17 protein-coding genes, 1 tRNA gene and 1 pseudogene are annotated in these 20,501 nt (G+C 75.0%); 13 read left to right on the top strand and 6 right to left on the bottom strand.

Annotated features, from left to right (window positions below):
* Positions 1 to 25: 25 nt before the first annotated feature.
* A pseudogene (locus tag AB0J53_RS07535) lies at positions 26 to 835 on the top strand (hypothetical protein); the annotation flags it as partial.
* A gap of 221 nt (positions 836 to 1,056) precedes the next feature.
* Here the strand turns inward: AB0J53_RS07535 and AB0J53_RS07530 are convergent.
* Both AB0J53_RS07530 and AB0J53_RS07525 read right to left on the bottom strand, forming a co-directional pair.
* Positions 1,057 to 2,028 carry a carbohydrate kinase family protein gene (locus tag AB0J53_RS07530; protein ID WP_364169622.1) on the bottom strand — a complete coding sequence of 324 codons (972 nt, stop codon included), beginning with the start codon at positions 2,026 to 2,028 and terminating at the stop codon, positions 1,057 to 1,059.
* Positions 2,025 to 2,537 carry an NUDIX domain-containing protein gene (locus AB0J53_RS07525; protein ID WP_219508248.1) on the bottom strand — a complete coding sequence of 171 codons (513 nt, stop codon included), beginning with the start codon at positions 2,535 to 2,537 and terminating at the stop codon, positions 2,025 to 2,027. Before AB0J53_RS07525 ends, AB0J53_RS07530 begins: the two co-directional genes overlap by 4 nt.
* A gap of 300 nt (positions 2,538 to 2,837) precedes the next feature.
* On the opposite strand from AB0J53_RS07525, the gene AB0J53_RS07520 reads away from it, so the two are divergent.
* From AB0J53_RS07520 to AB0J53_RS07505, 4 genes are all read left to right on the top strand, one after another.
* Positions 2,838 to 5,171, top strand: coding sequence for a hypothetical protein (locus AB0J53_RS07520; protein ID WP_364169619.1), 2,334 nt, complete (start codon positions 2,838 to 2,840; stop codon positions 5,169 to 5,171).
* A 95-nt stretch (positions 5,172 to 5,266) separates the two neighbouring features.
* Entirely contained in the window at positions 5,267 to 6,604 is a 1,338-nt protein-coding gene (locus AB0J53_RS07515) for a DUF559 domain-containing protein (RefSeq protein ID WP_364169616.1), read from the top strand.
* A gap of 3 nt (positions 6,605 to 6,607) precedes the next feature.
* On the top strand, positions 6,608 to 7,282 hold the full coding sequence (locus tag AB0J53_RS07510) for a hypothetical protein (protein ID WP_364169613.1): 675 nt from the start codon (positions 6,608 to 6,610) through the stop codon (positions 7,280 to 7,282).
* Positions 7,267 to 10,557, top strand: a complete 3,291-nt coding sequence (locus AB0J53_RS07505) for a DUF87 domain-containing protein (protein ID WP_364169610.1) — start codon at positions 7,267 to 7,269, stop codon at positions 10,555 to 10,557. The genes AB0J53_RS07510 and AB0J53_RS07505 overlap by 16 nt, the downstream gene beginning before the upstream one ends.
* Here AB0J53_RS07505 and AB0J53_RS07500 read toward each other — a convergent pair.
* The gene (locus tag AB0J53_RS07500; RefSeq protein WP_219508254.1) at positions 10,490 to 10,822 is read right to left on the bottom strand and encodes a putative quinol monooxygenase; all 333 of its coding nucleotides are present in this window, start codon (positions 10,820 to 10,822) and stop codon (positions 10,490 to 10,492) included. The genes AB0J53_RS07505 and AB0J53_RS07500 overlap by 68 nt on opposite strands.
* Positions 10,823 to 10,977: 155 nt before the next feature.
* On the opposite strand from AB0J53_RS07500, the gene AB0J53_RS07495 reads away from it, so the two are divergent.
* The 3 genes from AB0J53_RS07495 (at position 10,978) to AB0J53_RS07485 (ending at position 13,646) form a co-directional block, all read left to right on the top strand.
* Entirely contained in the window at positions 10,978 to 11,430 is a 453-nt protein-coding gene (locus AB0J53_RS07495) for a VOC family protein (RefSeq protein WP_364169605.1), read from the top strand.
* A gap of 152 nt (positions 11,431 to 11,582) precedes the next feature.
* Positions 11,583 to 13,541 (top strand): translation factor GTPase family protein, encoded by a 1,959-nt coding sequence (locus tag AB0J53_RS07490; RefSeq protein ID WP_364169602.1) that lies wholly within the window; start codon positions 11,583 to 11,585, stop codon positions 13,539 to 13,541.
* 31 nt (positions 13,542 to 13,572) lie between these two features.
* Positions 13,573 to 13,646, top strand: a tRNA-Met gene (locus tag AB0J53_RS07485).
* On the opposite strand, the gene AB0J53_RS07480 is transcribed toward AB0J53_RS07485, so the two are convergent.
* Positions 13,644 to 15,350, bottom strand: a complete 1,707-nt coding sequence (locus AB0J53_RS07480) for a hypothetical protein (protein WP_364169599.1) — start codon at positions 15,348 to 15,350, stop codon at positions 13,644 to 13,646. The two genes, AB0J53_RS07485 and AB0J53_RS07480, sit on opposite strands and share 3 nt — an antisense overlap.
* A gap of 137 nt (positions 15,351 to 15,487) precedes the next feature.
* Between AB0J53_RS07480 and AB0J53_RS07475 the strand changes: the two genes are divergently transcribed.
* The gene (locus AB0J53_RS07475; RefSeq protein ID WP_364169596.1) at positions 15,488 to 15,964 is read left to right on the top strand and encodes a GNAT family N-acetyltransferase; all 477 of its coding nucleotides are present in this window, start codon (positions 15,488 to 15,490) and stop codon (positions 15,962 to 15,964) included.
* A 21-nt stretch (positions 15,965 to 15,985) separates the two neighbouring features.
* Here the strand turns inward: AB0J53_RS07475 and AB0J53_RS07470 are convergent, their stop codons facing one another.
* Positions 15,986 to 16,696 (bottom strand): GntR family transcriptional regulator, encoded by a 711-nt coding sequence (locus AB0J53_RS07470; RefSeq protein WP_364169594.1) that lies wholly within the window; start codon positions 16,694 to 16,696, stop codon positions 15,986 to 15,988.
* 96 nt (positions 16,697 to 16,792) lie between these two features.
* On the opposite strand from AB0J53_RS07470, the gene AB0J53_RS07465 reads away from it, so the two are divergent.
* From AB0J53_RS07465 to AB0J53_RS07450, 4 genes are all read left to right on the top strand, one after another.
* A complete protein-coding gene (locus AB0J53_RS07465) occupies positions 16,793 to 17,452 on the top strand; it encodes a putative N-acetylmannosamine-6-phosphate 2-epimerase (RefSeq protein WP_364169591.1) in 660 nt (219 codons plus the stop codon).
* Positions 17,449 to 18,576 (top strand): ROK family protein, encoded by a 1,128-nt coding sequence (locus tag AB0J53_RS07460; protein ID WP_364169589.1) that lies wholly within the window; start codon positions 17,449 to 17,451, stop codon positions 18,574 to 18,576. The genes AB0J53_RS07465 and AB0J53_RS07460 overlap by 4 nt, the downstream gene beginning before the upstream one ends.
* A 253-nt stretch (positions 18,577 to 18,829) precedes the next feature.
* The gene (locus tag AB0J53_RS07455; protein WP_364169586.1) at positions 18,830 to 19,747 is read left to right on the top strand and encodes a hypothetical protein; all 918 of its coding nucleotides are present in this window, start codon (positions 18,830 to 18,832) and stop codon (positions 19,745 to 19,747) included.
* Positions 19,744 to 19,872, top strand: a complete 129-nt coding sequence (locus AB0J53_RS07450) for a hypothetical protein (RefSeq protein ID WP_364169583.1) — start codon at positions 19,744 to 19,746, stop codon at positions 19,870 to 19,872. Before AB0J53_RS07455 ends, AB0J53_RS07450 begins: the two co-directional genes overlap by 4 nt.
* Here the strand turns inward: AB0J53_RS07450 and AB0J53_RS07445 are convergent.
* The gene (locus tag AB0J53_RS07445) at positions 19,863 to 20,501 is read right to left on the bottom strand and encodes a TetR/AcrR family transcriptional regulator C-terminal domain-containing protein (RefSeq protein ID WP_364169580.1); all 639 of its coding nucleotides are present in this window, start codon (positions 20,499 to 20,501) and stop codon (positions 19,863 to 19,865) included. The two genes, AB0J53_RS07450 and AB0J53_RS07445, sit on opposite strands and share 10 nt — an antisense overlap.

Genomic DNA, 20,501 nt, shown 5'->3' with positions numbered 1-20,501 from the left:
GATCTCGCACGCATCGTACCTATTGATGGTGTTGCCGGGGATGGTGCCGTTGAATATGTTTGGGGAGCCTTTCGTGATTGATCTGGATAAATCCTGTATTTCGGCGTCCCTTATGGAGCAGGAGCGCATGAACGAAGGCGACACGGCGGTCATCGGCGGAACACCGGAATGGGCAGGCTCCCTCCGCGACGGGGCCGGGCTCGTCCATCTCGGACCGTCCCCGGACGGCTACGCGGTGGAGGGGGCCGTGGTCAGCAGGCCCGCGGGCGAGGCCCTGCCGTACCCTCCGGGGTTCTTCCGGCGCGTCCACTGCGACCTGACGGCCGGCGCCCGCCTCGCGGCGGAGGCGCTGACGCTCCCCGCGCCCGGCGGGACCGTGACCTTGAGCCGGGTGCCGGAGGCCGAGCGGGAATCATGGCGCGAACGGCTCACCGCAGCCGGGCTCACCGCCGCGGAAAAGAACGGCGCGTTAATAGGGCGGAACAATGCAACCGCACGGGCGGAAGAAACGGACTGTGTTTTCTGCGCCCGTTATCGATTCCGGATGAACGCCGACGCCGGAGTGCCGGGAGCGGCCGGTGTGCTGTGGGGTGACGACGACCTGTGGTGCGCCCCCGACCTCGCCCCGCTGCGGCCCGGCCACCTGCTGATCGTGTCCACCGCGCACCGCCCGTGCTTCGGCGCGTGCCCGCCCGCCCTGCTGGACAAGCTCGCCGCCTGGCGCGCCCTGGTGACCGCCATGCTGGCCGGCGCGTACGGCCTGCCCGTCACCTTCTTCGAGCACGGCCCGGCGACCTCGCAGGGCGGCGGCGCCTGCATCGACCACGCGCACCTGCACTGCGTCCCCGGCCTGCCGTCCCTGCGCGAGCGCGTCGAGGCCGAGGGCCTGCGGGCCGGCCCGTACGGGATGACGGGCCTCTACCGCCGCCGGACCTCCTACCTGTACGTGGAGGACGCCTCGGGCCCGGCCGTCTACCCGTGCCGCACGGCGCTGCCCACCCAGTTCCTGCGCAAGGCCGCGACCGCCGAGGGACGGCCGTGGCGCTGGCAGGAGACCTACGGCACGTTGGCGACGCGCGAGCTCTTCCTGGCGACGTTGCGCGCGCTGCTGCCGTGGGCCGACCGGCTGCTCAGCGGCCAGGCCGACAGCAGCCAGCGCAGCTCGGCCGCCGTCACCGCGTCACCGAACCCCATGGGCTCGCGGGCCAGCTCGTAGCCGGTCTCGTAGTCGCGGTGGACGAGGCCGTGATGGTAGACCGTGGACCGGCCCATGTTGCCCGCCCCCGACCTGATCAGCCACACCGGGCCGCCCGGCAGCGCCGCGTCGAGATGCGGGAAGAGCTGCGCCGGCGTCGCGCACGGCGTGCCCAGCAGGCCGTTGAGCGTCTGCAGCTCGGCCACGACGACGTCGGCCGCGTGCAGCGCCGGCAGCCACCGGCGGGAGTCCACGCGCAGGTGGAGGTCATGGGGCACCATGTCGACGCAGACCAGGGTGCCGCCGGCGTGCGCGATGCCCGCGGCCTCCAGCACGGCGCGGGCCGAGCGCGGGTGGAGGAGCTCGTAGCCGGTCAGGAACAGCACGTCCGCCTCGGCGATCGCCCGCCCGGCCGCCCGCACGTCGGCGGGGGCGAGCAGCTGCCCCTCCGGCAGCGGCTCGGCGACCATGAGCCGCACCCCGTCACCCGGCCCGGCGTCGCGCACCACCACGACGCGGCCGGTGCAGACCCCCTCCACCACGGTCAGGCGCGGCTCGACGCCCAGGGCGGCGAGCTCGGCCAGGATCGTCTCGGTGAACGCGTCACGGCCGATCCTGGCGACCAGCTCGACCCGGTCGAACCGGCCGACCGCCTGCCGGGCCAGGCCGAGCGCCACCCCGGCGGGCGTGACGTCCACCGCGCCGTAGTGCAGGCGGTTGGCGTCCAGGTCGGCGAAACGCAGCGAGTCGAGCCGGACGCGCACGTCCACCCGGATCTCCCCGATCACGACCAGGCGGCCCGCACGCCCGCCCGGCGGCCGGGCCGCCGTCATGCCGAGAGGGAGTCGGTGAGCCCCCGCCGGAGCAGGCGGACGAAATGCTCGACGGCCTGGTCCATGCCGGGAATGAGCGGATATTCGGCAAGCTCGTCGAGCGCCACCCAGCGGACGTCGCTGATGTGGTCGCCGGGCACCTGGTGCGCGCGGGACAGGCGGCGCGACAGCGGCCGGCAGATCCGGCCCACCGCGATCGCGCGGACCCGGGAGCGGCCCTCACCGCGCATGAGCCAGTCCCACATGTGGAACGGCGGCCCCGGCTCGATGTCGATGCCCGACTCCTCGCGCACCTCGCGGACGATGTGCTCGTCCAGCCCCTCGGCGGGCTGCATGCGCCCGCCGGGCACTTCCCACAGCCCCGGATGGTAGGGGTCGGCTGCCGATTTGCGCACCAGGAGCAGCCGCCCGTCGTCGGCCAGGAACGCCTTCTGCACGAAGGTGACGTGCACGTGCTGACGGCCGGCGCGATCCGCCTCGGTCAGGCCGCCCAGGAGCTGCTTCGCCACGGATTCCACCCCTGCCGAATAGGGAACGTCCTTGCGTGAGCCGGCGCCCAACCATAGCGCCCTTTCATTCTTCGCAAGACTCGAACGCCCGGCTGCTTGCGATTCTCCCGGCTGGAAATGAGCGGATCTTGCATTCCCAGTATCGGGGTAAAGGCGCGGGAATGCCAGCAGGAGTCGCCGGACAGCGGTTATTCCATTATCGAATCGGTGAATTTCGGGCGGCTTAATGCGGGGCCGCGTTGATCAACCCGTGGCCCGCGCGCTCTTGATCTTCGGCGCGTTCACTGGGAACTTGTCGGGGTGTCCAAGTGGAGTCGCGTTCTCTGGAAAGGGCTGGCCGTCGTGCTGCCGGCCGCCGCGCTGGCCGGGCTCGGCGGCTACGCCATGTCGCTGGGCGGGCCCGGCCTGAGCGAAGCGCTGGCCTCGGCGCCGCCGGAGGCCACCTCCGTCACGGTCACCGGGCTGATCACGGCCGAGACGTACGCCCGCATCGACGGCGTCGTCCGCGAACAGGCCGGGGCGGCGCTCGGCGGGGCCGGGGGCGAGCCGGCCACCCGGTTCCGCTCCGACGCCTACGCGATGCCCGGCCAGGAGAACCTGCGCCGGCCCGAGCGGCTCCGGTTCGACAGCGTGAGCGACCTGCGCGAGCACGCCAAGCTCGTCGAAGGCGCCTGGCCCGGTCACGGCGGCGCCGACGGCACCGTGCAGGCCGCCGTCTCCCAGCCCGCCGCCACGCTCGCCAGGCTCCGCGCCGGACAGGAGATAACCGTCCAGGGGCGCATCGACGGCAAGCCGGTCAAGGTCCGGATCACCGGCGTCTACCTGCTCGACGACCCGTACGGGCCGCGCTGGGCCGACGACCCGATGCTCGCCAGGGGCGTCGACGAGCGCGACTACTACACCACGTACGGCCCGCTGATGGTCGACCAGCGGACCTTCCTCGACCGCTTCGCCACCAACGTCAAGGCGTCCTGGACGTTCGTCCCCGACCTGACCGGCGCTGACGCGCACGCGACGGCCGCCAGGGTCGAGCGCCTGCGCGAGAGCCTGCTGAGCGCCGGGTGCGCCGACTGCACGCCCGTCAGCGCGCTGCCCGCGACCGTGGCCCGCCTCGACGCCGTCACCGCCACCTCCCGGGCCGCCGTGCTCGGCCTCGCCGGCGCGCTGGGCGCGGCCCTGCTCCTGCTGCTCGTACGGCGGCCGGGCGTGCGCGGGATCTCCGTCGCCCTGGCCGCCGCCCTCGTCGTCACCACCGTGTCCACCGCCGCCACCTGGCGCACCTCCCAGGCCGACCAGGCGACCCACCAGGCAGGCGCCGACCTGCGCGTGCACGGCCCCGCCGAAGGCGGCACCCCGCACGCGCTCGGCCGCGGCAGCGCCTTCGCCGCGCTGCCCGGCGTCACCGCCGCCGTGCCCGCGCACCGGGTGACGGTCGTGGTCGACCTGCACGACGCCACCCTCGTCGGCCTCGACGCCGACCGCCTCGGCCAGGCGTACCGGATCCGCCCCGACCTGTCCGACCGCACCGTCGCCGAACTGGCCGCCGGCCTCGCCGCCGGACGCCCGGCCATCGGCGGGCTGCCCGTCCCCGGCACGCCGCGCACGCTCACCGTCGAGGCCGAGACGCCCGACGGGCCGCTGCCGCTCGTCCTGGTGGTCTCCGACGCCCTCGGCGCCTGGCACGGCGTGCCCGTGCCGCCGCTGCGCACCGGCGCCACCGACGTCGACCTGTCCGCGCTGGCCGGCCCCGGCGAGGAGATCGCCTACCCGCTCACCGTCCGCGGGTTTCTCGGCCGCGTCGTCGACGGCGTCCCCCGCACCGCGACCGTGACCGCCCTGCGCGCCGGCGACCAGACGCTCACGCTGCCCACCGGCCAGCAGTGGACCGGCGGCGAGCAGGCCGACAGCGGGCTGTTCACCGTGCGCGTCGCCGACAGCGCCGTCACCGTCCGGCCCGTGCCCACCGCCGCGCCCGTGGACGGGCCGCTGCCCGTCGTCGTCACCGCCGACCTCGCCGCCGCGCACAACCTCGAGACCGGCCGCGAATCGGTCATCCTCCTCGAACGCAAACCCGTACGCGTCAAGGTCGCCGGCATCGTCGACCGGCTGCCCGCGACCACGCCCGCGCTCCCCGGCATCCTCGCCGACTGGCCCACCCTCCAGGTCCGCGAGCTGGCCGCCGGGCGGCTCCCCGCGCCCGCCACCGACTGGTGGCTCGCCACCGGCGACCCCCAGCGCACCCGGGCCGCGCTCGCCGCCCACCCCGGGTGGGACGTCCACCTCGCCCGCTCGCGCGACCTGGCCGCACCCCTCCTCGGCGACCAGCGGGCCGCCCTCCTGCTCGGGCTGGCCGCCGCGCTCGCCGTCCTCGTCCTGGCCGCGCTGCTCGCCGGGGCCCGCGCCCTCTTCTACGCCGCCGGGGGAGTGGCGGCCGGGCTCGGGCTCGCGTACGCGCTCGCCCCCGCGCTCGTCCGCGCCGCCCAGGCCGCCCCCGTCGTCCCGGAACCGGTGCCCGACCTGGCCTGGCCCGTGGCCGTGGCCATCCTGGTGCTGCTCGCCGGGCTGTCGGGCCTCGTCCACGTCCGGCGCGGCCGGGCCCGGCCGGAGGCGGCCCCCGTGCCGGTACGCGTCTGAGACCCTTTCGCCGGACAGCCGCGGGCGGGCGCGTATAGCCTCGCCGATGGTTCCCCCGCTGTCCCCCGCTTTCTCCCCCCGACGAGGACTGGCCTGTGGTGCGCTCATGGTCGCGATCACCGGCCGGCCGGGTGGTGTGGGCCGGGGCCGACCCCGACGCGATCGAGCTCGCCGCCGATCCGCTGCCCGAGGACGGCCCCGCGATCGTCACCTACACCGCCCGCCCGGCCCGCACCGCCGCCGACCTCGTCGCGGCGGTCCTGGACGAGCTCGACGCCGCCGCGCTCGCCCTCTTCCCCGCCTGGCTGCCGGCCGCCGCGACGCTCGACGGCCCCGGCGGCGCCGCCCCGGCCGCGGTCTGCGCCCTGGCCCTGCGCGAAGCCGCGACCAGCCCCCACTTCGGCCCCTTCCTCGCCGCCCTGGCCACCCGCGCCCTCATCACCCACACCCCCGCTCCCGAGCCCGGCCTTGTCCCGGGCTCCGCGCCCGGCTTCGGCCCTCTCCCGGGTACGGGTCCCGCCCCTGCCTTTGACCAGGGCGGGGGCGCGGGCCGAGGCCAGAGCGCGGCCCGGGATCAGGCCGGGGCTCGGGGCCAGGGCGGGGACCAGCGCGGGGACCAGGGCGGGGGCGGGGGTCGAGACCAGGGTTGGGGCCAGAACCGGGGTCGAGGTCGGGGGCGGGGGCGGGGGCGGTTCGGGCCGGAGGCGCGGGCGGCGGGGCTGGCGCGGGTGCTGGCCGCGAGCTTCCGGCGGGAGTGGACGGCCATCCTGGTGCGCGTCCCCGGTGAGCTGCCGCCCGCCGCGCAGGAGGTGCTCGTCGCCGGCTGCGAATGGCTCGCCCAACGGGGTGGGTTCGGCGTGTGGCTGGCGGGGGCGCCGCTGCCTGCCGTGGACCGGGTGCCCGCCGTCCCGCTCCCGCTCCGGCCGCTCCGCATTCCCGCCGTCCGCGCACTCCCCGGCGAGCGCGTACGCATCCCCACCGACCAGGCGGAGAGCGTACGGCCGGCCGGTTGGACGCCGGATGACGCGCGCCCGCCGCACGGGAAGGCGGAGGGCGGAGGGCTGGGGTATCCGCCGGTGGCGGGGCGGCCGCACCCGGCGAGCCGCAGCGAGCAGGCGCTGGAGGACGCGCTCGCGCCCCGGCCCTGGGCCGCCGGGCGGGCGTGGAACCGGACGTACCAGCCCCACCCGCTGGCCCCGCCCATCCGGGTGGACCTGCTGTGGCAGGCGGAGCGGTGCGTCGTCGAGATCGACGGCCCCGACCACCGGCGGCCGGCCAAGTTCGCCGACGACCGGAGGCGGGACGTGCTGCTCCAGCTCGCCGGTTACGCGGTGCTGCGCTTCACCGATTCCCATGTGTTGACCGATCCCGGATCGGTGGCCCGGCAGATCGAGCTGTTTCTGCGGAGCCGCCGCGGGACTACCGAAGGATGAGCCATGTCAGACAAGGCCCTGTCGCTGCCCGAGTTCTCGGCGCTGGTGGCGCTGGCGGTCGAGGCCCGGGAGATCTCCAACACGGAGCTCAAGGCGCGGCGCGGGCTGTCGATCGACGGGAAGAAGCGGGTCAGACTCAATGAGCTGAAGCTGGTCGACAGCTGGAAGCAGGGGCGCGGGTTCGCGCACGTGCTCACCGACGCGGGCTGGGCGCGGCTGGGGGAGGACCTGCGCGCGGGGCGGCTGCCGGTGTTCGGCGGCTCGTCGGGGGTGATCGCGCGGGCGCTGCTCGGCTGGCTGCCGGAGTTCCTGGAGCGTACCGACCAGCGGCTCGCCGACGTCTTCCAGCCGCCCGAGTTCCAGTCGCCCGAGTTGCAGCCGCCCGGGTTCCAGCCGCTGGAGCCGCCGGGGGAGAGCGCGGACCTGGAGGGGCGGGTCCGGGACGCCTACACCCGGCTCGCGGCCTCGCCCGGCGCGTGGGTGAGCCTGACGCGGCTGCGGGCGCTGCTCGGCGACGTGCCGAGGGAGGCGCTCGACGGGACGCTGACCCGCATGGAACGCCTCGCCGACGTCAACCTCGTCCCCGAGTCCAACCAGAAGACGCTCAGCCCGCAGGACCGCGAGGCCGCCGTCCGCATCGGCGAGCAGGACAAGCACCTGCTGTGGATCGGGCAGTGACGGCCGGGGCCGCGGCCCTGGCGGCGCTCCGCTTCAACTACGCCGAGGGCGCCGACGACGTCTGGCGGCACTCCGACCACCACGTGGACGGGCTGCACGGGCCGTCCGCCGGGATCGTGCTCACCGGCCTGACCGAGGCCGCCGAGGGGCGCGACACCAGCCCGATCGGCGTCGTCGTCCAGGGGCAGCGCGGCACCGGCAAGACCCACCTGCTCGGCTGGGTACGCGAACAGGCGCAACGCCGCGGCGGCTACTTCGTCCTCGTCGGCCTGCTCGACGCCAAGGGCTTCTGGGAGAGCACCGTCGTGTCCGTCCTGGACAGCCTGTCCCGCGACGCCGCCGAAGGGCAGAGCCAGCTCGGCCTGTTCCTGACGCGGCTGGCCTCGGCGGCCGACCTGTCCCGGATGGAACGGCGCGCCGTCAGCGGCAGGAAGGCCGTCACCCGGGAGGTGCTGGACCGGTTCGTCACGGCGCTGCGCCGGCTCGACCGGCAGGTCGGCAGCCAGGCGCAGGACACGGCGCGGGCCCTGGTGCTGTACGCGTCCGACGACCTCGCGCTGCAGGACATCGGCGAGGCGTTCCTGTCGTCGGCCCCCGAGGGCGAACCCGGCGAGCGGGCCCGCTGGGGCATCCGGCAGGTCGACCGCACCCCGCAGGAGATCGTCAGGGACGTCTCGCGGCTGCTGGCCCTCACCGGGCCCGCCATCGTCGCCGTCGACCAGATCGACGCGCTCGTCGCCCAGTCGCCCGTCGCCACCGATCCGCTCGCCCGCGAGCCGGGCGAATCGGCCATGATCGAACGGATCGCCGGCGGGCTCATGGACCTGCGCGAGGTCACCCGGCGCACGCTCACCGTCGTCACCTGCCTGCCCGCGACCTGGACGCTGATCGAGAAGGTGGCCGTCGACACCGTACGGGACCGGTTCCGGCAGGCCGTGCAGCTCAAGACCCTGCCCGACGCGCAGACGGCGGCGCGGCTCGTGGCGCGGCGGTTCGAGGTGCAGTACGCCGCCGCCGGGTTCGAGCCGCCGTACCCGACCTGGCCCGTCCGGCCGGAGGCGTTCGAGCAGGCGCCCGGGTTCACGCCCCGGCAGCTGCTCATCACGATCGACGACCACGTCCAGGGCTGCGTACAGGACGGGCAGGTCCGCGAGCTGACCCGGCTCACCGGGTCCGGCACCGGCACGCCGCGCCAGAGTCCCGCCCCCGACGCGGGACTGCTCGCGGCGATCGACACGCGGTTCGCCCGCCTGCGTGACGCCGCCGAGCCGCCCGAGCTCGACGCCGCCACCGAGGACGTCATCGTCCCCGCGCTCCTCGCGGCGGGGCTGACGGCCTGGGTCGGCGAACGCGGCGAAGCGGGCAAGGCGTTCAGCGTCGACCCGCCGCCCAGCGCCAAGCCGCCGCTGCACGCCCGGTTGCGGCACACACTCGACGAGGAGACCGAGGACGAGGCGCACTGGGCGTTCCGCGCGGTCAGCGCCGCCCACGGGAACGCGGCGCTCAACCGGGTGCGCAAGGCGTCCGTCGCCGCCGGGCTGGATCCGCGCGTGCCCAAGCGGCGGCTCTTCCTGCTGCGCAACGCGCCCTGGTCTCCCGGGGTGCGCACCAAGGAGGCGATCGCGGCCTTCGAGCACGCCGGAGGGCGCACCCTGCCCGTGACGCCGGCCGACCTCAAGGTCCTGGCGGCGCTCAAGGCGCTGCTGGCCGAGAACCCGCCGGGGCTCGCGTCCTGGCTCACCACCCGCCGCCCCACGTCCGCCGTCCCCTTCCTCACCCAAGCCCTCACCGGCCCGTGGACCGTTCCCCCCGAACCGCCCCAGTCCGGTGCGTCCACGCCCGGGGGGTCGCCGTCCGGTCCGGGCGGTGGCACGCCGGAGGCGCCCGCCCCCGCTCCTGGAGCGGCTGCGTCCGGTTCGGGTGGGGGCGCGGTGCGGGTTCCCGGTTCGGGAGGGGCGGGGTCGCAGACGGCTGCGCCCGCTCCCGTCGTGTCGGGTGTGTCCGTTTCGGGGGACTTCGACGGTGGGGAGTACGTGGACGTCGGGGTGCGGGTGGGGTTGGAGGGGCTCAGGAAGCATGTGGCGATCTTCGCCGGCACCGGCTCCGGCAAGACGGTGCTGATCCGGCGGCTGGTGGAGGAGTGCGCGCTGCGGGGTGTGTCGGCCATCGTGCTCGACCCGAACAACGACCTGGCGAGGCTGGGGGACCGGTGGCCGGAGCGGCCGGAGGGCTGGGCGGAGGGCGACGAGCGCAAGGCGGAGGCGTATCTGGCGGGCACCGATGTGGTGGTGTGGACGCCGAGGCGGGCGGCGGGCCGGCCGTTGAGCTTCCAGCCGCTGCCCGACCTGGCCGGGGTGGCCGCCGATCCGGACGAGTTCGGCGAGGCGGTGGAGGCCGCGATGGCGGCCGTGGCCCCGAGGCTGAAGCTGACCGCGCAGACCGTGAAGGCGCAGCGCGGCCAGGCGGTGCTGCGCAAGGCGCTCGAATGGTACGGGCGGCGGGGCGGGACGACGTTGCGCGGCCTGGCCGGGATGCTGGCGGCGCTGCCGGAGGGCGTGAGCGAGCTGGCGGACGCGGAGCGCATCGCCGCGGATCTGGCCCAGTCGCTGCGGGCGGCGATGGACAACGATCCGCTGTTCGGCGGCGAGGGGACGCCGGTGGACCCTGGCCTGCTGCTGACGCCGCCGCCGGGCAGGCGGGCCCGCGTGTCGGTGGTGAGCCTGGCGGGCCTGCCGGGGGACGAGCAGCGGCAGAGCTTCGTCAGCCAGTTGCAGCTTGCGCTGTTCGCCTGGGTCAAGAAGAACCCGGCGGGTGACCGGCCGCTGGGCGGCCTGTTCGTGATGGACGAGGCGCAGACGTTCGCCCCGGCGGCCGGCGGCGCCACCGCGTGCCTGCGCAGCACGCTGGCGCTGGCGTCGCAGGCCCGCAAGTACGGGCTCGGCCTGGTCTTCGCCACGCAGGCGCCGAAGGGCCTGCACAACCAGATCCCCGGCAACGCCGCCACCCAGTTCTTCGGCCTGCTGAACGCGCCCATCCAGATCGGCGCGGCCCGCGAGATGGCGCGGGCCAAGGGCGGCGACGTGCCCGACGTGTCGCGGTTGCGGTCCGGCGAGTTCTACGTGGCACTGGAGGGGCGGGGCCCGGTCAGGACGCGGGTGCCGATGTGCCTGAGCCACCACCCCAGGGCGCCGCTCACGACGGAGGAGGTCATCGCGCGGGCGGCACGGCCATCTCCCCCAGCTCGGACCAGCCGTCCTGCGCAATCGTCGTGTTGACGATCCGCGGGGTCTCCGCGAGGTGCGGCGGCAGCGTCCGCTGCGCCTCGCGGAAGTGGTCCGACCGGACGTGCGCGGCGCCGGCCTCGTCGTCGCGGAACGCCTCGACGAGCACGTACTCGTTCGGGTCGTCGAGGCTGCGCGACCAGTCGAACCACAGGCAGCCGGGCTCGGCCCGGGTGGCGGCGGTGAACTCGGCGGTGATCTCCGCCCACCTGGCGGCGGACTCGGGCAGTACGCGGAACTTCGCGGTGATGAAAATCATCGGGCCTCCTCAGGTCTCGGGGACGATCGTATGGCGGGTGGCCTGACCTGCCGTGACGCGCCCGGCGGAAAACTTCTCGGCCGCGTGTCGATCCGGCGGCCGGTCGTTCGACGCGCTGGTGAGGGGGAGGTTCCCCCGCACGAGAGGACGACGTCATGCAGAAGGTCACGACATTCCTGTGGTTCGACGACCAGGCCGAGGAGGCGGCCACGTTCTACACCTCGCTCCTGCCGGACTCGCGGATCGTGGACGTCCAGCGGGTGCCGGGGGGTGCGGCGATGACGGTGACGTTCGAGCTGGCCGGGCAGCGTCACATCGCGCTGAACGGCGGCCCGGGCAAGGAGTTCAGCGAGGCGACCTCCCTGTACGTGGACTGCGCGTCGCAGGAGGAGGTCGACGAGCTGTGGGCCCGGCTGACGGAGGGCGGCGAGGAGGGCCGGTGCGGCTGGCTCAAGGACCGCTACGGCCTGTCCTGGCAGATCATCCCGCGCGCCCTGCCGGAGCTGATGGGCGGCCCGGACCCGGCGGTCGCGGCCAGGGTCGCGCAGGCCATGCTCGGCATGAACAAGATCGAGGTGAAGGGTCTGCTCGAAGCCGCCGCTGGCTGAGGTAAAACCTGTTGTCCCGGCGGCCGCCGATCTGGTGTGCTGCCGGGACACCGACGAGCGGAGGAGCTTCACGATGCGAGCCACAACCATGTCCCCCCAGCTGAGCACTTCCATCCACTCAGAGGACATGGCGGTTCGTGAAATTCCTGAATTTGGGCGTCCTTGCGCATGTAGACGCCGGTAAGACCAGCCTGACCGAGCGGCTGCTGCACGCCGCCGGAGTCATCGACGAGCTCGGCAGCGTCGACGACGGCAACACCCAGACCGACTCCCTCGCCCTCGAACGCCGGCGCGGCATCACCATCAAGTCCGCCGTCGTCTCCTTCCCGCTGGGCGACGTGACGGTCAACCTCATCGACACGCCCGGCCACCCCGACTTCATCGCCGAGGTCGAACGGGTGCTCGGCGTGCTCGACGGCGCGGTGCTCGTCGTGTCCGCCGTCGAGGGCGTCCAGGCGCAGACCCGCGTGCTGATGCGGACGCTGCGGCGGCTCGGCATCCCCGTGCTGATCTTCGTCAACAAGATCGACCGGAGCGGGGCGCGCTGCGCGGGCGTGCTGCGCGACATCGCGGCCAAGCTCGCCCCGGCGAGCGTCGCGATGGGCGCCGTCACGGGCGAGGGCCGGCGCGACGCCCGGTTCGTCCCGTACGGGCCGGGCGACGCGGACGACGCCCTGGCCGAGACGCTCGCCGAGCACGACGACGCGCTGCTGGCCGCGTACGTGGAGGGCACGCCCGTCCCGTACCGGCGGCTGCGCCGGGCGCTGGCCGGGCAGACGCGGCGGGCGCTCGCGCACCCGGTGTTCCTCGGCTCGGCCATCACCGGCGCGGGCGTCCCGGAGCTGGTCGGCGGCATCCGCGATCTGCTCCCGGCCGCGCGCGGCGACGCCGGCGGGCCGCTCTCCGGCACCGTCTTCAAGGTCGAGCGCGGGCCCGCCGGGGAGAAGGCCGCCTACGTGCGGCTGTTCTCCGGCACGGTCCGCGTACGGGACGTCGTGCCGTTCGGCGACGGCCGGGAGGGCAAGGTGACGTCGATCGCGCTGTTCGACCGGGGCTCGGCCGTCCGCGCCCCGGCCGTCGAGGCGGGGCGCATCGCCCGGCTGCACGGGCTCACCGACGTGCGGATCGGCGACGCCGTCGGACGGCCCCCGCGGCTCGCCCGGCAGCACTTCGCGCCGCCCACGCTGGAGACCGTCGTCGTGCCCGGCGACCCGTCCGGCCGGGCCGCCCTGCACGCCGCGCTCTCCCAGCTCGCCGAGCAGGACCCGCTGATCAACCTGCGCCAGGACGACGTGCGCCAGGAGATCTCCGTCTCCCTGTACGGCGAGGTGCAGAAGGAGGTCATCCAGGAGACGCTGGCCGCCGAGTACGGGCTCGGCGTCACCTTCCGCGAGACCACCACGATCTGCGTCGAGCGCCCCGCGGGCACCGGCGCGGCCGTGGAGCTGATCGGCAAGGACGGCAACCCGTTCCTCGGCACCGTCGGGCTGCGCGTCGAGCCCGCGCCGATCGGGTCAGGCGTGGACTTCCGGCTGGAGGTGGAGCTGGGCTCGATGCCGTACACGTTCATGCGGGCCGTCGAGGACACCGTCCGCGAGACCCTGGGCCAGGGGCTGCACGGCTGGCAGGTGCTCGACTGCGTGGTCACGCTCACGCACTCCGGCTACTGGGCCAGGCAGAGCAGCGCGCACGGCGGGTTCGACAAGAGCATGTCGAGCACCGCCGGCGACTTCCGCCACCTGACGCCGCTGGTGCTCATGGACGCGCTGAAGCGGGCCGGCACCCGCGTGTACGAGCCGATGCACCGCTTCACGCTGGAGCTGCCGGCCGACGCCTCCGCCGCCGTGCTGGCCGAGCTGGCCCGCCTCGGCGGCGTGCCGGGCGCCGCCGGGCCGGCCGGGAGCGCGTACCGGGTGGACGGGGTGATCCCGGCGGCCCGGGTGCACGAGCTGGAGCAGCGGCTGCCGGGGCTCACCCGGGGGGAGGGGATGCTGGAGAGCGCGTTCGACTCCTACCAGGAGGTGCGCGGCCCCGTGCCCGCCCGGCCGCGCACCGACCACAACCCGCTCAACCGGAAGGAGTATCTGCTTCACGTGATCCGGCTCGTGTAGGTCCGGAAGTGCGATACAGTTGAGGAGTCGACGCGGGGTAGAGCAGTTCGGTAGCTCGTCGGGCTCATAACCCGAAGGTCGTAGGTTCAAATCCTTCCCCCGCTACTCTTCACGAGATCCCGTCCGGTTGGGCGGGATCTCGTCGTTTCCCGGCAGATACGCGCAGCGGGCCCCCGTCCGCACGGCGGCCCGCAGCTCCACGCCGATGACCGGGTCCGCCTCCGCGATCCGCGCCAGCGCCCGCCTGACCGCCTTGCCGACGGCGATCCTGGCCCGCTCCCCGCCGCCCGCCCGGTCCTCCTCGACCAGGTCGGCCGCCGGGACCTCCCGGCCGGGCCGCGCCACCAGGACGGCCAGGTGGCGCATGCCGACGCTGTCGGCGACGAGCGTGCGCCGCCCGCCCAGCGTCACCCGCCACTGCCTGCCGTGCGGCTCGATCCGGCACGCGCCCGGCCCGGCGGGCAGCATCATGCCCAGCTCCCTGGCCTCCTCGGCGGCGGCCGACCGCTCCCGGCGGGCCGCCTCGTCGTCGAGGCCGTGGCGCAGCGCCAGCGCCTGCGCCAGCCGGTGCCGCGACAGCGCCGCGGCGGGCCGGTGGCCCAGCGCCACGTTGTCGCGCACCGCCGCGCGCAGCTCCGCCACCGCGCCGTCCACGTCGCCGGTCGTCAGCGCCGCCATCCCCAGCGAGTGCCGCACCGAGCCGAGACACGTCACGCCCGGCCCGGCCACCGCCGGCAGCCCCGCGTAGGGCGCCAGCAGCTCGCGGGCCCGCGCCGCCGTGCCCGTGTCACGCAGCAGGTACGCGGCCTCGGCCAGGAAGTAGAGCGTCGCCAGCCAGCTTCCCGAACGCGGCAGGTTCTGGCCGCGCAACCGGGCCAGCACCCCCGCCGCCGTCCGATGATCGCCGGCCGTCGCGGCGGACACGGCCAGGCTCGCCGCCACCGCGTGGTCCACCGGGCTGAGCGTCGGCGACCCGGCCAGCTCGCGCAGCGACGGCACTAGCTCGCCCGCCCGCCCCTGGAACCAGCGGATCGCGCCGAGCTGCTCGCCGTACCAGCCGGGCGCGTCCACGTGCCCCGCCTCCGCGCCCCGCTGCGCGCACGCGCCCGCCAGCGCCTCCGCCTCCTCGAACCGGCCCGCCCGCGTCGCCAGCATCACCTCCGCCGCCCGCGCCACGAACCCGACCGCCAGGTGGTCGCCCGCCGCCAGCGCCGCCCGCAGCTCCCGCAGCGACGGCTCCGCCTGCGGGTCGGCCGCCTTGAACAGGTCGACCGTCCGCCACATCAGCCCCATGAGCAGGTCGCCGCGCCGCCCGGTGCGCGCCGCCACGCCCGTCAGCTCCGACGCCAGCGCCAGCCGCGTGCCCGCGTGGGCCGGGCCCAGCAGGCAGTGGTGCGCCAGGCTCAGCGCCTCCGCGAGCGCCACCGGGTCACCCGCCGCCCTCGCCTCCTCCAGCAGGCGCAGGGTCCCGGCGTGCTCGCCCGCCCGGTAGTCGTCCTCGCCGCGCATCCTGATCCGCAGCCGCAGCGCCAGCGGGGAGCGCGGGCCGACCAGCGCCAGCGCCCGCCGCTGCCGCGCCCGTACCGTCTCCTGGCGCGGGCCCGGCCGATGCTCCTGCACCCAGATCCCGCCCAGCCCCAGCGCCGCCCGCGCCAGCGCGGCACGGTCGCCGCTCGCCTCGGCCCGGCCGTGCGCCGCCTCGAAGCAGCGCCGCGCGGCCCGTAAGTCGCCCTCCTCGTACAGCGCCCGCTCGCCCGCGGTGATCGCGAACGCGCCGTCGTCACAGCGGGCCAGATCCACGCCCCCCACCGAACAGCCACCTCCCGGGAACGCGCGCGCACGCCATCCCAACAGGCCCCCCGCCCCCCGGCGCGCACCACGCCTGCGCATCGTCGCACGGGGACGGGCGAAAAGGGTAGGCGCGCAGGTGTCATACGCTTGCGCACATGATTCGCCCCGCCACTCCCGACGACGTGCCCGTGATCAACCAGCTGGTCCGCGACCTGGCCGAATACGAGAAATCCCTGCACGAGGTCAAGCTCACCGACGAGCGGCTGAAGGACGCGCTGTTCGGCGACTCCCCGGCGGCGTACGCCCACGTCGCCGAGAGCGACGGGCAGGTCGTCGGCTTCGCGCTGTGGTTCCTCAGCTTCTCCACCTGGACCGGGACGTACGGGATCTATCTGGAGGATCTGTACGTTCGGCCGGAGAGCCGGGGCGGCGGGCACGGCAAGGCGCTCATGACGGAACTGGCCCGCATCGGCGTCGAGCGCGGCTACGAGCGGTTCGAATGGTCGGTGCTCGACTGGAACCAGCCGTCGATCGACTTCTACCGGTCCATCGGCGCCGAGCCGTGCGACGAGTGGATCCGCTACCGGCTCTCGGGCGACGCGCTGACGACCTTCGCCGGCCGGTCCCGATAGCCGGTCAGTCGCGGTAGCCGGTCAGTCCCGGTAGATCGTCAGCTCGTAGGAGTAGCGGTCGGCCCGATAGAGCGACAGCGCGCGCTCGACCGCCCGGCCGCGCGCGTCGTACGCCGTCCGCTGCACCAGGAACGCCGGCGAGAACGCCGCCACCCGCAGCTCCCGCGCGTCGGCCGGGTCGAGCACCGTCGCCCTGATCGTCTGCTCGGCCCGGCGCAGGGCCAGCCCGTGCCCGGCCAGCTCCTCGTACAGCGAGCCGCGCAACGCCTCGCCCAGCGTGCCCGGCACCAGCGCCGACGGCAGGTAGGAGTGCTCCAGGCAGATCGGCTCGCCGTCGGCCGTACGCACCCGCCGCACGTGCAGCACCTCGGCCGACGGGCTGATGCCCAGCGCGTAGCCGACCTCCGCCCCGGCCGGGATGCGTTCCTCCGTCACCGCCAGCGAACCCGGCCGCAGCCCCCGCGCCCGCATGTCCTCGCTGAACGAGGTCAGCTCCACCGACTTGGCGATGCGCGGCTCGCTCGCGAACGTCCCCGAGCCCTGCACCCGGTAGACGCGGCCCTCCCGCTCCAGCTGGTCGAGCACCAGCCGCACCGTCAACCGGCTCGCCCCGAACTCCTCCGCCAGACTGCGCTCGGTCGGCAGCCGGTCGTGCGGGGCCAGCTCGTCGCCCAGCAGCGAGAGCAGATGCCGGCGCAGCCGTGCCGACTTGCCCTCCGCCTCCTCGTTCACAGCGGGCAGTCTAGCCCTCCCCAGAATTGGGCTATACCATTTCGCCGAGCGAATCCCCCTTGTCGTGGGGGATCAGGTGGATTGGGCTATACAACCATGCTGGAACAGATCCGGGGCGGCCTCGTCGTCTCCTGCCAGGCGCCCGACGGGCACCCGCTGCGCGACCCCGAGACCATCGCCCGGCTCGCCCGCTGCGCCGAACTCGGCGGCGCCGCCGGGCTCCGGATCAACTCCGCCGCCGACATCCGCGCCGTCCGGCGCCACACCGCGCTCCCGGTCATCGGCCTGCACAAGATCCCGTACGCGCACCGCCACCTCATCACCCCCACCCTCGGCCTCGCCCGCGACCTGGCGGCGGCCGGGGCCGCGATGGTCGCCGTCGACCTGACCCGCGAATCGCCCGCCGACGCCGAGCTGGTCGCGGCCGTGCGCGCGTTCGTGCCCGTGATGGCCGACGTCTCCACCCTCGACGAGGGCCTCGCCGCCTGGGACGCGGGCGCCGCCGTGGTCGGCACCACCCTGTCCGGCTACACCGCCGCCCAGCTCCCCACGCCCGACGACCCCGACCTCGCCCTCGTCGCCGCCCTCGCCGGGCGCGGCGTGCGGGTCGTCGCCGAGGGGCGCTACCGGACCGAGGACCAGGTACGGCGCGCGTTCGAGGCCGGGGCGTGGGCCGTCGTGGCCGGCGGCGCGATCACCGACCCGGTGTCCCTCACCGCCCGCCTCACCCACGCCACCCCGGCAGCCTCCCGATGACGACGAACCGGCCAGTCGACCTGTCCTGGGACCGCGGTGGGGAGCCGGGCACTCGTTCCCAGGCCCCCGGCGTCGGCTCCCGGGCTTTCAGCGGTGGTGGCGGGGCGCTGGCCGTGGCGGTGGACATCGGCGGCACCAAGATCGCGGCCGGGCTGGTGGACGCGGCCGGGCGGCTGACCGGTGAGCGGCGCACGCCCACCCCGGCGGCCGACGGCGGCGAGGCCATCATGGCGGCCGTCCTGGACTGCGCCCGTCCCCTGCTGGCCCTCGGCGGTGACCGGGTGGTGGCGTGCGGCATCGCGACGGCCGGCGTGGTCGACGCCGGCGGACGCATCTCCAGCGCCACCGACCTGCTCACCGGCTGGGCGGGCACCGACGTCAGGTCCGTCGCCGGGCACGCCCTCGGCCTCCCGGTGACCGTGGTGAACGACTGCCACGCCGCCGGAACCGCCGAAGCCCGCCTCGGCGCCGCCCGGGGCGCCCGCACCGCCCTGGTCGTCGCCGTCGGCACCGGCATCGGCGGCGCCTTGGTGACCGGCGGCACCACGTACCCCGGCCCCACGGGCACCGCGGGCGCCCTCGGCCACCTCCCCGCCCCGGCCGCCGCCCTGGTCGCCGGTCGCAGATGCTCGTGCGGCGCGACGGACCACATCGAAGCCCACGCCTCCGGCCCCGCGATCGAACGCACGTACCACGAACTGACCGGCCACGAGCTGGCAAGCCACGAGCTGACAGGCCACGAGCTGACAGGCCACGAGCTGACAGGCCACGAGCTGACAGGCCACGAGCTGACAGGCCACGAGCTGACAGGCGACCGCCTTGACCTGGCCGCCATCGCCGCCCTGGCCCGATCCGGTGACCCGCGCGCCGCCCAGGTGATCAGCACCGCCGCGACCCTCCTGGGCCGCACGCTCGCGGGCGCCGCCAACCTCCTGGACCCCGACGTGATCGTGATCGCGGGCGGTGTCTCGCGACTCGGCCCCCTCCTGCTGGACCCGCTCCGCCTGGCCTACCGCGCCGACGCCCTGCCCGGCCCCCGCCGCGCCCCGATCCACCCGGCGACCCTCACCGACCAGGCCGGCCTCATCGGCGCCGGCCTGACCGCCCTCCCCCCACCCTCCTGACCAGCCCGTCCTGGCCGCAGCAGGCCCGGATCCGGGCAACCACCCGCCCGTACGGACCGCGCCCGTACGGACCGCTCCCCGTACGTACGAGCTCTCTTCCGTACGGGGGCGCGCCCGTACGGAAGAGGGCCCGCCTCATGGCCGCCCCCGCACCGAGCTCGCCCGAACGGTCGTCTCCCAGGGGCGACCCCGTAAATGCGGACGGGCCTCGGCGGGGCGTGGTGGCGGCCCGGGTCCGGTTAGGATGCCGCGCATGCCGCGTCCCTCCGCTCTTCGGCTGGCTGCCGGGCTGCTCGCCGTGTTCTGGCTGGGTCTCGTCGGCGGTGCCGTGCTCGTGTGGGGGACCGCCGCCGCGCCGTTCGAGATCTTCGCCGGGGTGTTCTGGAGCTCGGTCTGGTGCTTCTGGCTCGCCCGGGTGTGGCTGGGCGGGCCGATGGCGATCGGGCTGATGCGCGTGGCGGTGCTCGGGATCGGCTCGATCCTGCTCGTGGGCGCGGTGCTCGCCGCAGGGGTCTCCGGTGGCGGGGTGTACCCGTCGCAGGGGATCGGGGCCGGGGCGGCGCTGTGCGGTGTCGCGGGCGGGCTGCTGCTGGGGCGCGAGGACGTCAAGCGGTGGAGCCGTTCCACGGCCAGGGTGCGGGTGGTGCGGCAGCCGCCTGACGGGACCGCGTTCGACCTGCGGGGCGCCGCGCTCAGGCAGGGCCGGGGGATGTTCGGCTGCCTGATGCTCGTCATCTCCGTCGCCGTGCTGGTCGTCGTCGGGGTGATCGGCGCGACGCTGCCCGAGGACCGGGGGGTGGACGCGCCGGACTACCTCGCGTTCATGGCCGGCGTGGTGCTCGTCGTGATCATCGGCATCGCCGGATATATCCGGATCAATCTGCGCGCCAAGGCCCTGGGCGTCCTGACCGTCACCGAACGCGGCATCAACGAGCACCCATGGCCCAGAATCCGTTCGGCCGCCCTCTCGTACACCGGCGAAGCGAAGACCGTCAACGGCGTCCGCCGCTACCCGGGGGCCCGGCTCGACCTGTCGTTCCACGACGAGCCCGGCGAGCGCCACCTCGCCCTGCCCGGCGACGCCAACCTGCACGGCTCGATCGCGGCGGCCCTGGCCACGCACTGCCCCGACGGCACGTTCCTGGGCTGGGTGCCGCGTACCACCCGATGACCGTCCACGCCGGGCCGGTGACCGTGCCGCCGCGTCGCCCTCGCCCGCCACTCGGCAAGCGCGAGACCGACCAGCTCCGCCACGCCCTGATTCGCCTCCGCGAGATCACCGACCCCTACCGCTGACCACCAGCCTCCAGGCCTGCCTCGATATCCGCCTCGATGCCCGCGACGAGCGTGCGCAGGCCGTGCTCGAACGCCTCCTCGCCCAGCGGGCTGCCCCCTTCGCGCAGCGCCGCCGCCAGCGTCTCGCCGGGCGGCCCGGCCGGCTGTCCGCTCTCGGGGCGTTCCGCCTGCTCCTGCAGCACGAACCCGTTGACGTAATGGGTGACGTGGGTGATCGCCCGCAACGCGAGCACCGGCCCGAACCCGCGCCTGACCAGCTCCGCCAGCTCCTCGTCGAACCTCGCGACCGTCTCCGCGCCGAGCCGCGTGGCCCCGGCGACGATGCGGGCGCTGTCGCGGTGCGCGAGCAGGCAGCGCCGGTACGCGCGGGCGCGCCGGGCCAGCCACTCCTGCCACGTCTCGTCCGCGCTCGGCGGCCCCATGCCCGCCGCCAGCACGATCGCGTCGGCCATCCCGTCCAGAAGCTCCTGCTTGGTGCGGATGTGCCAGTAGAGCGCCGGTGACCGCACGCCCAGCTCGGCGGCCAGCCTGCGCACGGTCAGCCCGTCGAGCCCGACCTCGTCCAGCAGCCGCAACGCGGTCTCGACCAGCACCTGTGGGGACAGCGCGCCCCGCCTGTTCTCGCCCAT

Origin of the sequence: Nonomuraea sp. NPDC049725, assembly GCF_040674795.1 — a bacterium.
Taxonomy (GTDB): Bacteria; Actinomycetota; Actinomycetes; order Streptosporangiales; family Streptosporangiaceae; genus Nonomuraea; species Nonomuraea ceibae.
Note: the sequence above shows the minus strand (reverse complement) of the source record. Positions and strands in the feature narration are given on the sequence as shown.

What these genes read in the sequence shown, in the direction of transcription:
- AB0J53_RS07450 (WP_364169583.1), top strand. Translation starts at nt 19,744, where the DNA reads ATGACCGTCCACGCCGGGCCGGTGACCGTGCCGCCGCGTCGCCCTCGC.
- AB0J53_RS07475 (WP_364169596.1), top strand. Translation starts at nt 15,488, where the DNA reads ATGATTCGCCCCGCCACTCCCGACGACGTGCCCGTGATCAACCAGCTG.
- AB0J53_RS07500 (WP_219508254.1), bottom strand. Translation starts at nt 10,822, where the DNA reads ATGATTTTCATCACCGCGAAGTTCCGCGTACTGCCCGAGTCCGCCGCC.
- AB0J53_RS07465 (WP_364169591.1), top strand. Translation starts at nt 16,793, where the DNA reads ATGCTGGAACAGATCCGGGGCGGCCTCGTCGTCTCCTGCCAGGCGCCC.
- AB0J53_RS07495 (WP_364169605.1), top strand. Translation starts at nt 10,978, where the DNA reads ATGCAGAAGGTCACGACATTCCTGTGGTTCGACGACCAGGCCGAGGAG.
- AB0J53_RS07510 (WP_364169613.1), top strand. Translation starts at nt 6,608, where the DNA reads ATGTCAGACAAGGCCCTGTCGCTGCCCGAGTTCTCGGCGCTGGTGGCG.
- AB0J53_RS07455 (WP_364169586.1), top strand. Translation starts at nt 18,830, where the DNA reads ATGCCGCGTCCCTCCGCTCTTCGGCTGGCTGCCGGGCTGCTCGCCGTG.
- AB0J53_RS07530 (WP_364169622.1), bottom strand. Translation starts at nt 2,028, where the DNA reads ATGACGGCGGCCCGGCCGCCGGGCGGGCGTGCGGGCCGCCTGGTCGTG.
- AB0J53_RS07460 (WP_364169589.1), top strand. Translation starts at nt 17,449, where the DNA reads ATGACGACGAACCGGCCAGTCGACCTGTCCTGGGACCGCGGTGGGGAG.
- AB0J53_RS07445 (WP_364169580.1), bottom strand. Translation starts at nt 20,501, where the DNA reads ATGGGCGAGAACAGGCGGGGCGCGCTGTCCCCACAGGTGCTGGTCGAG.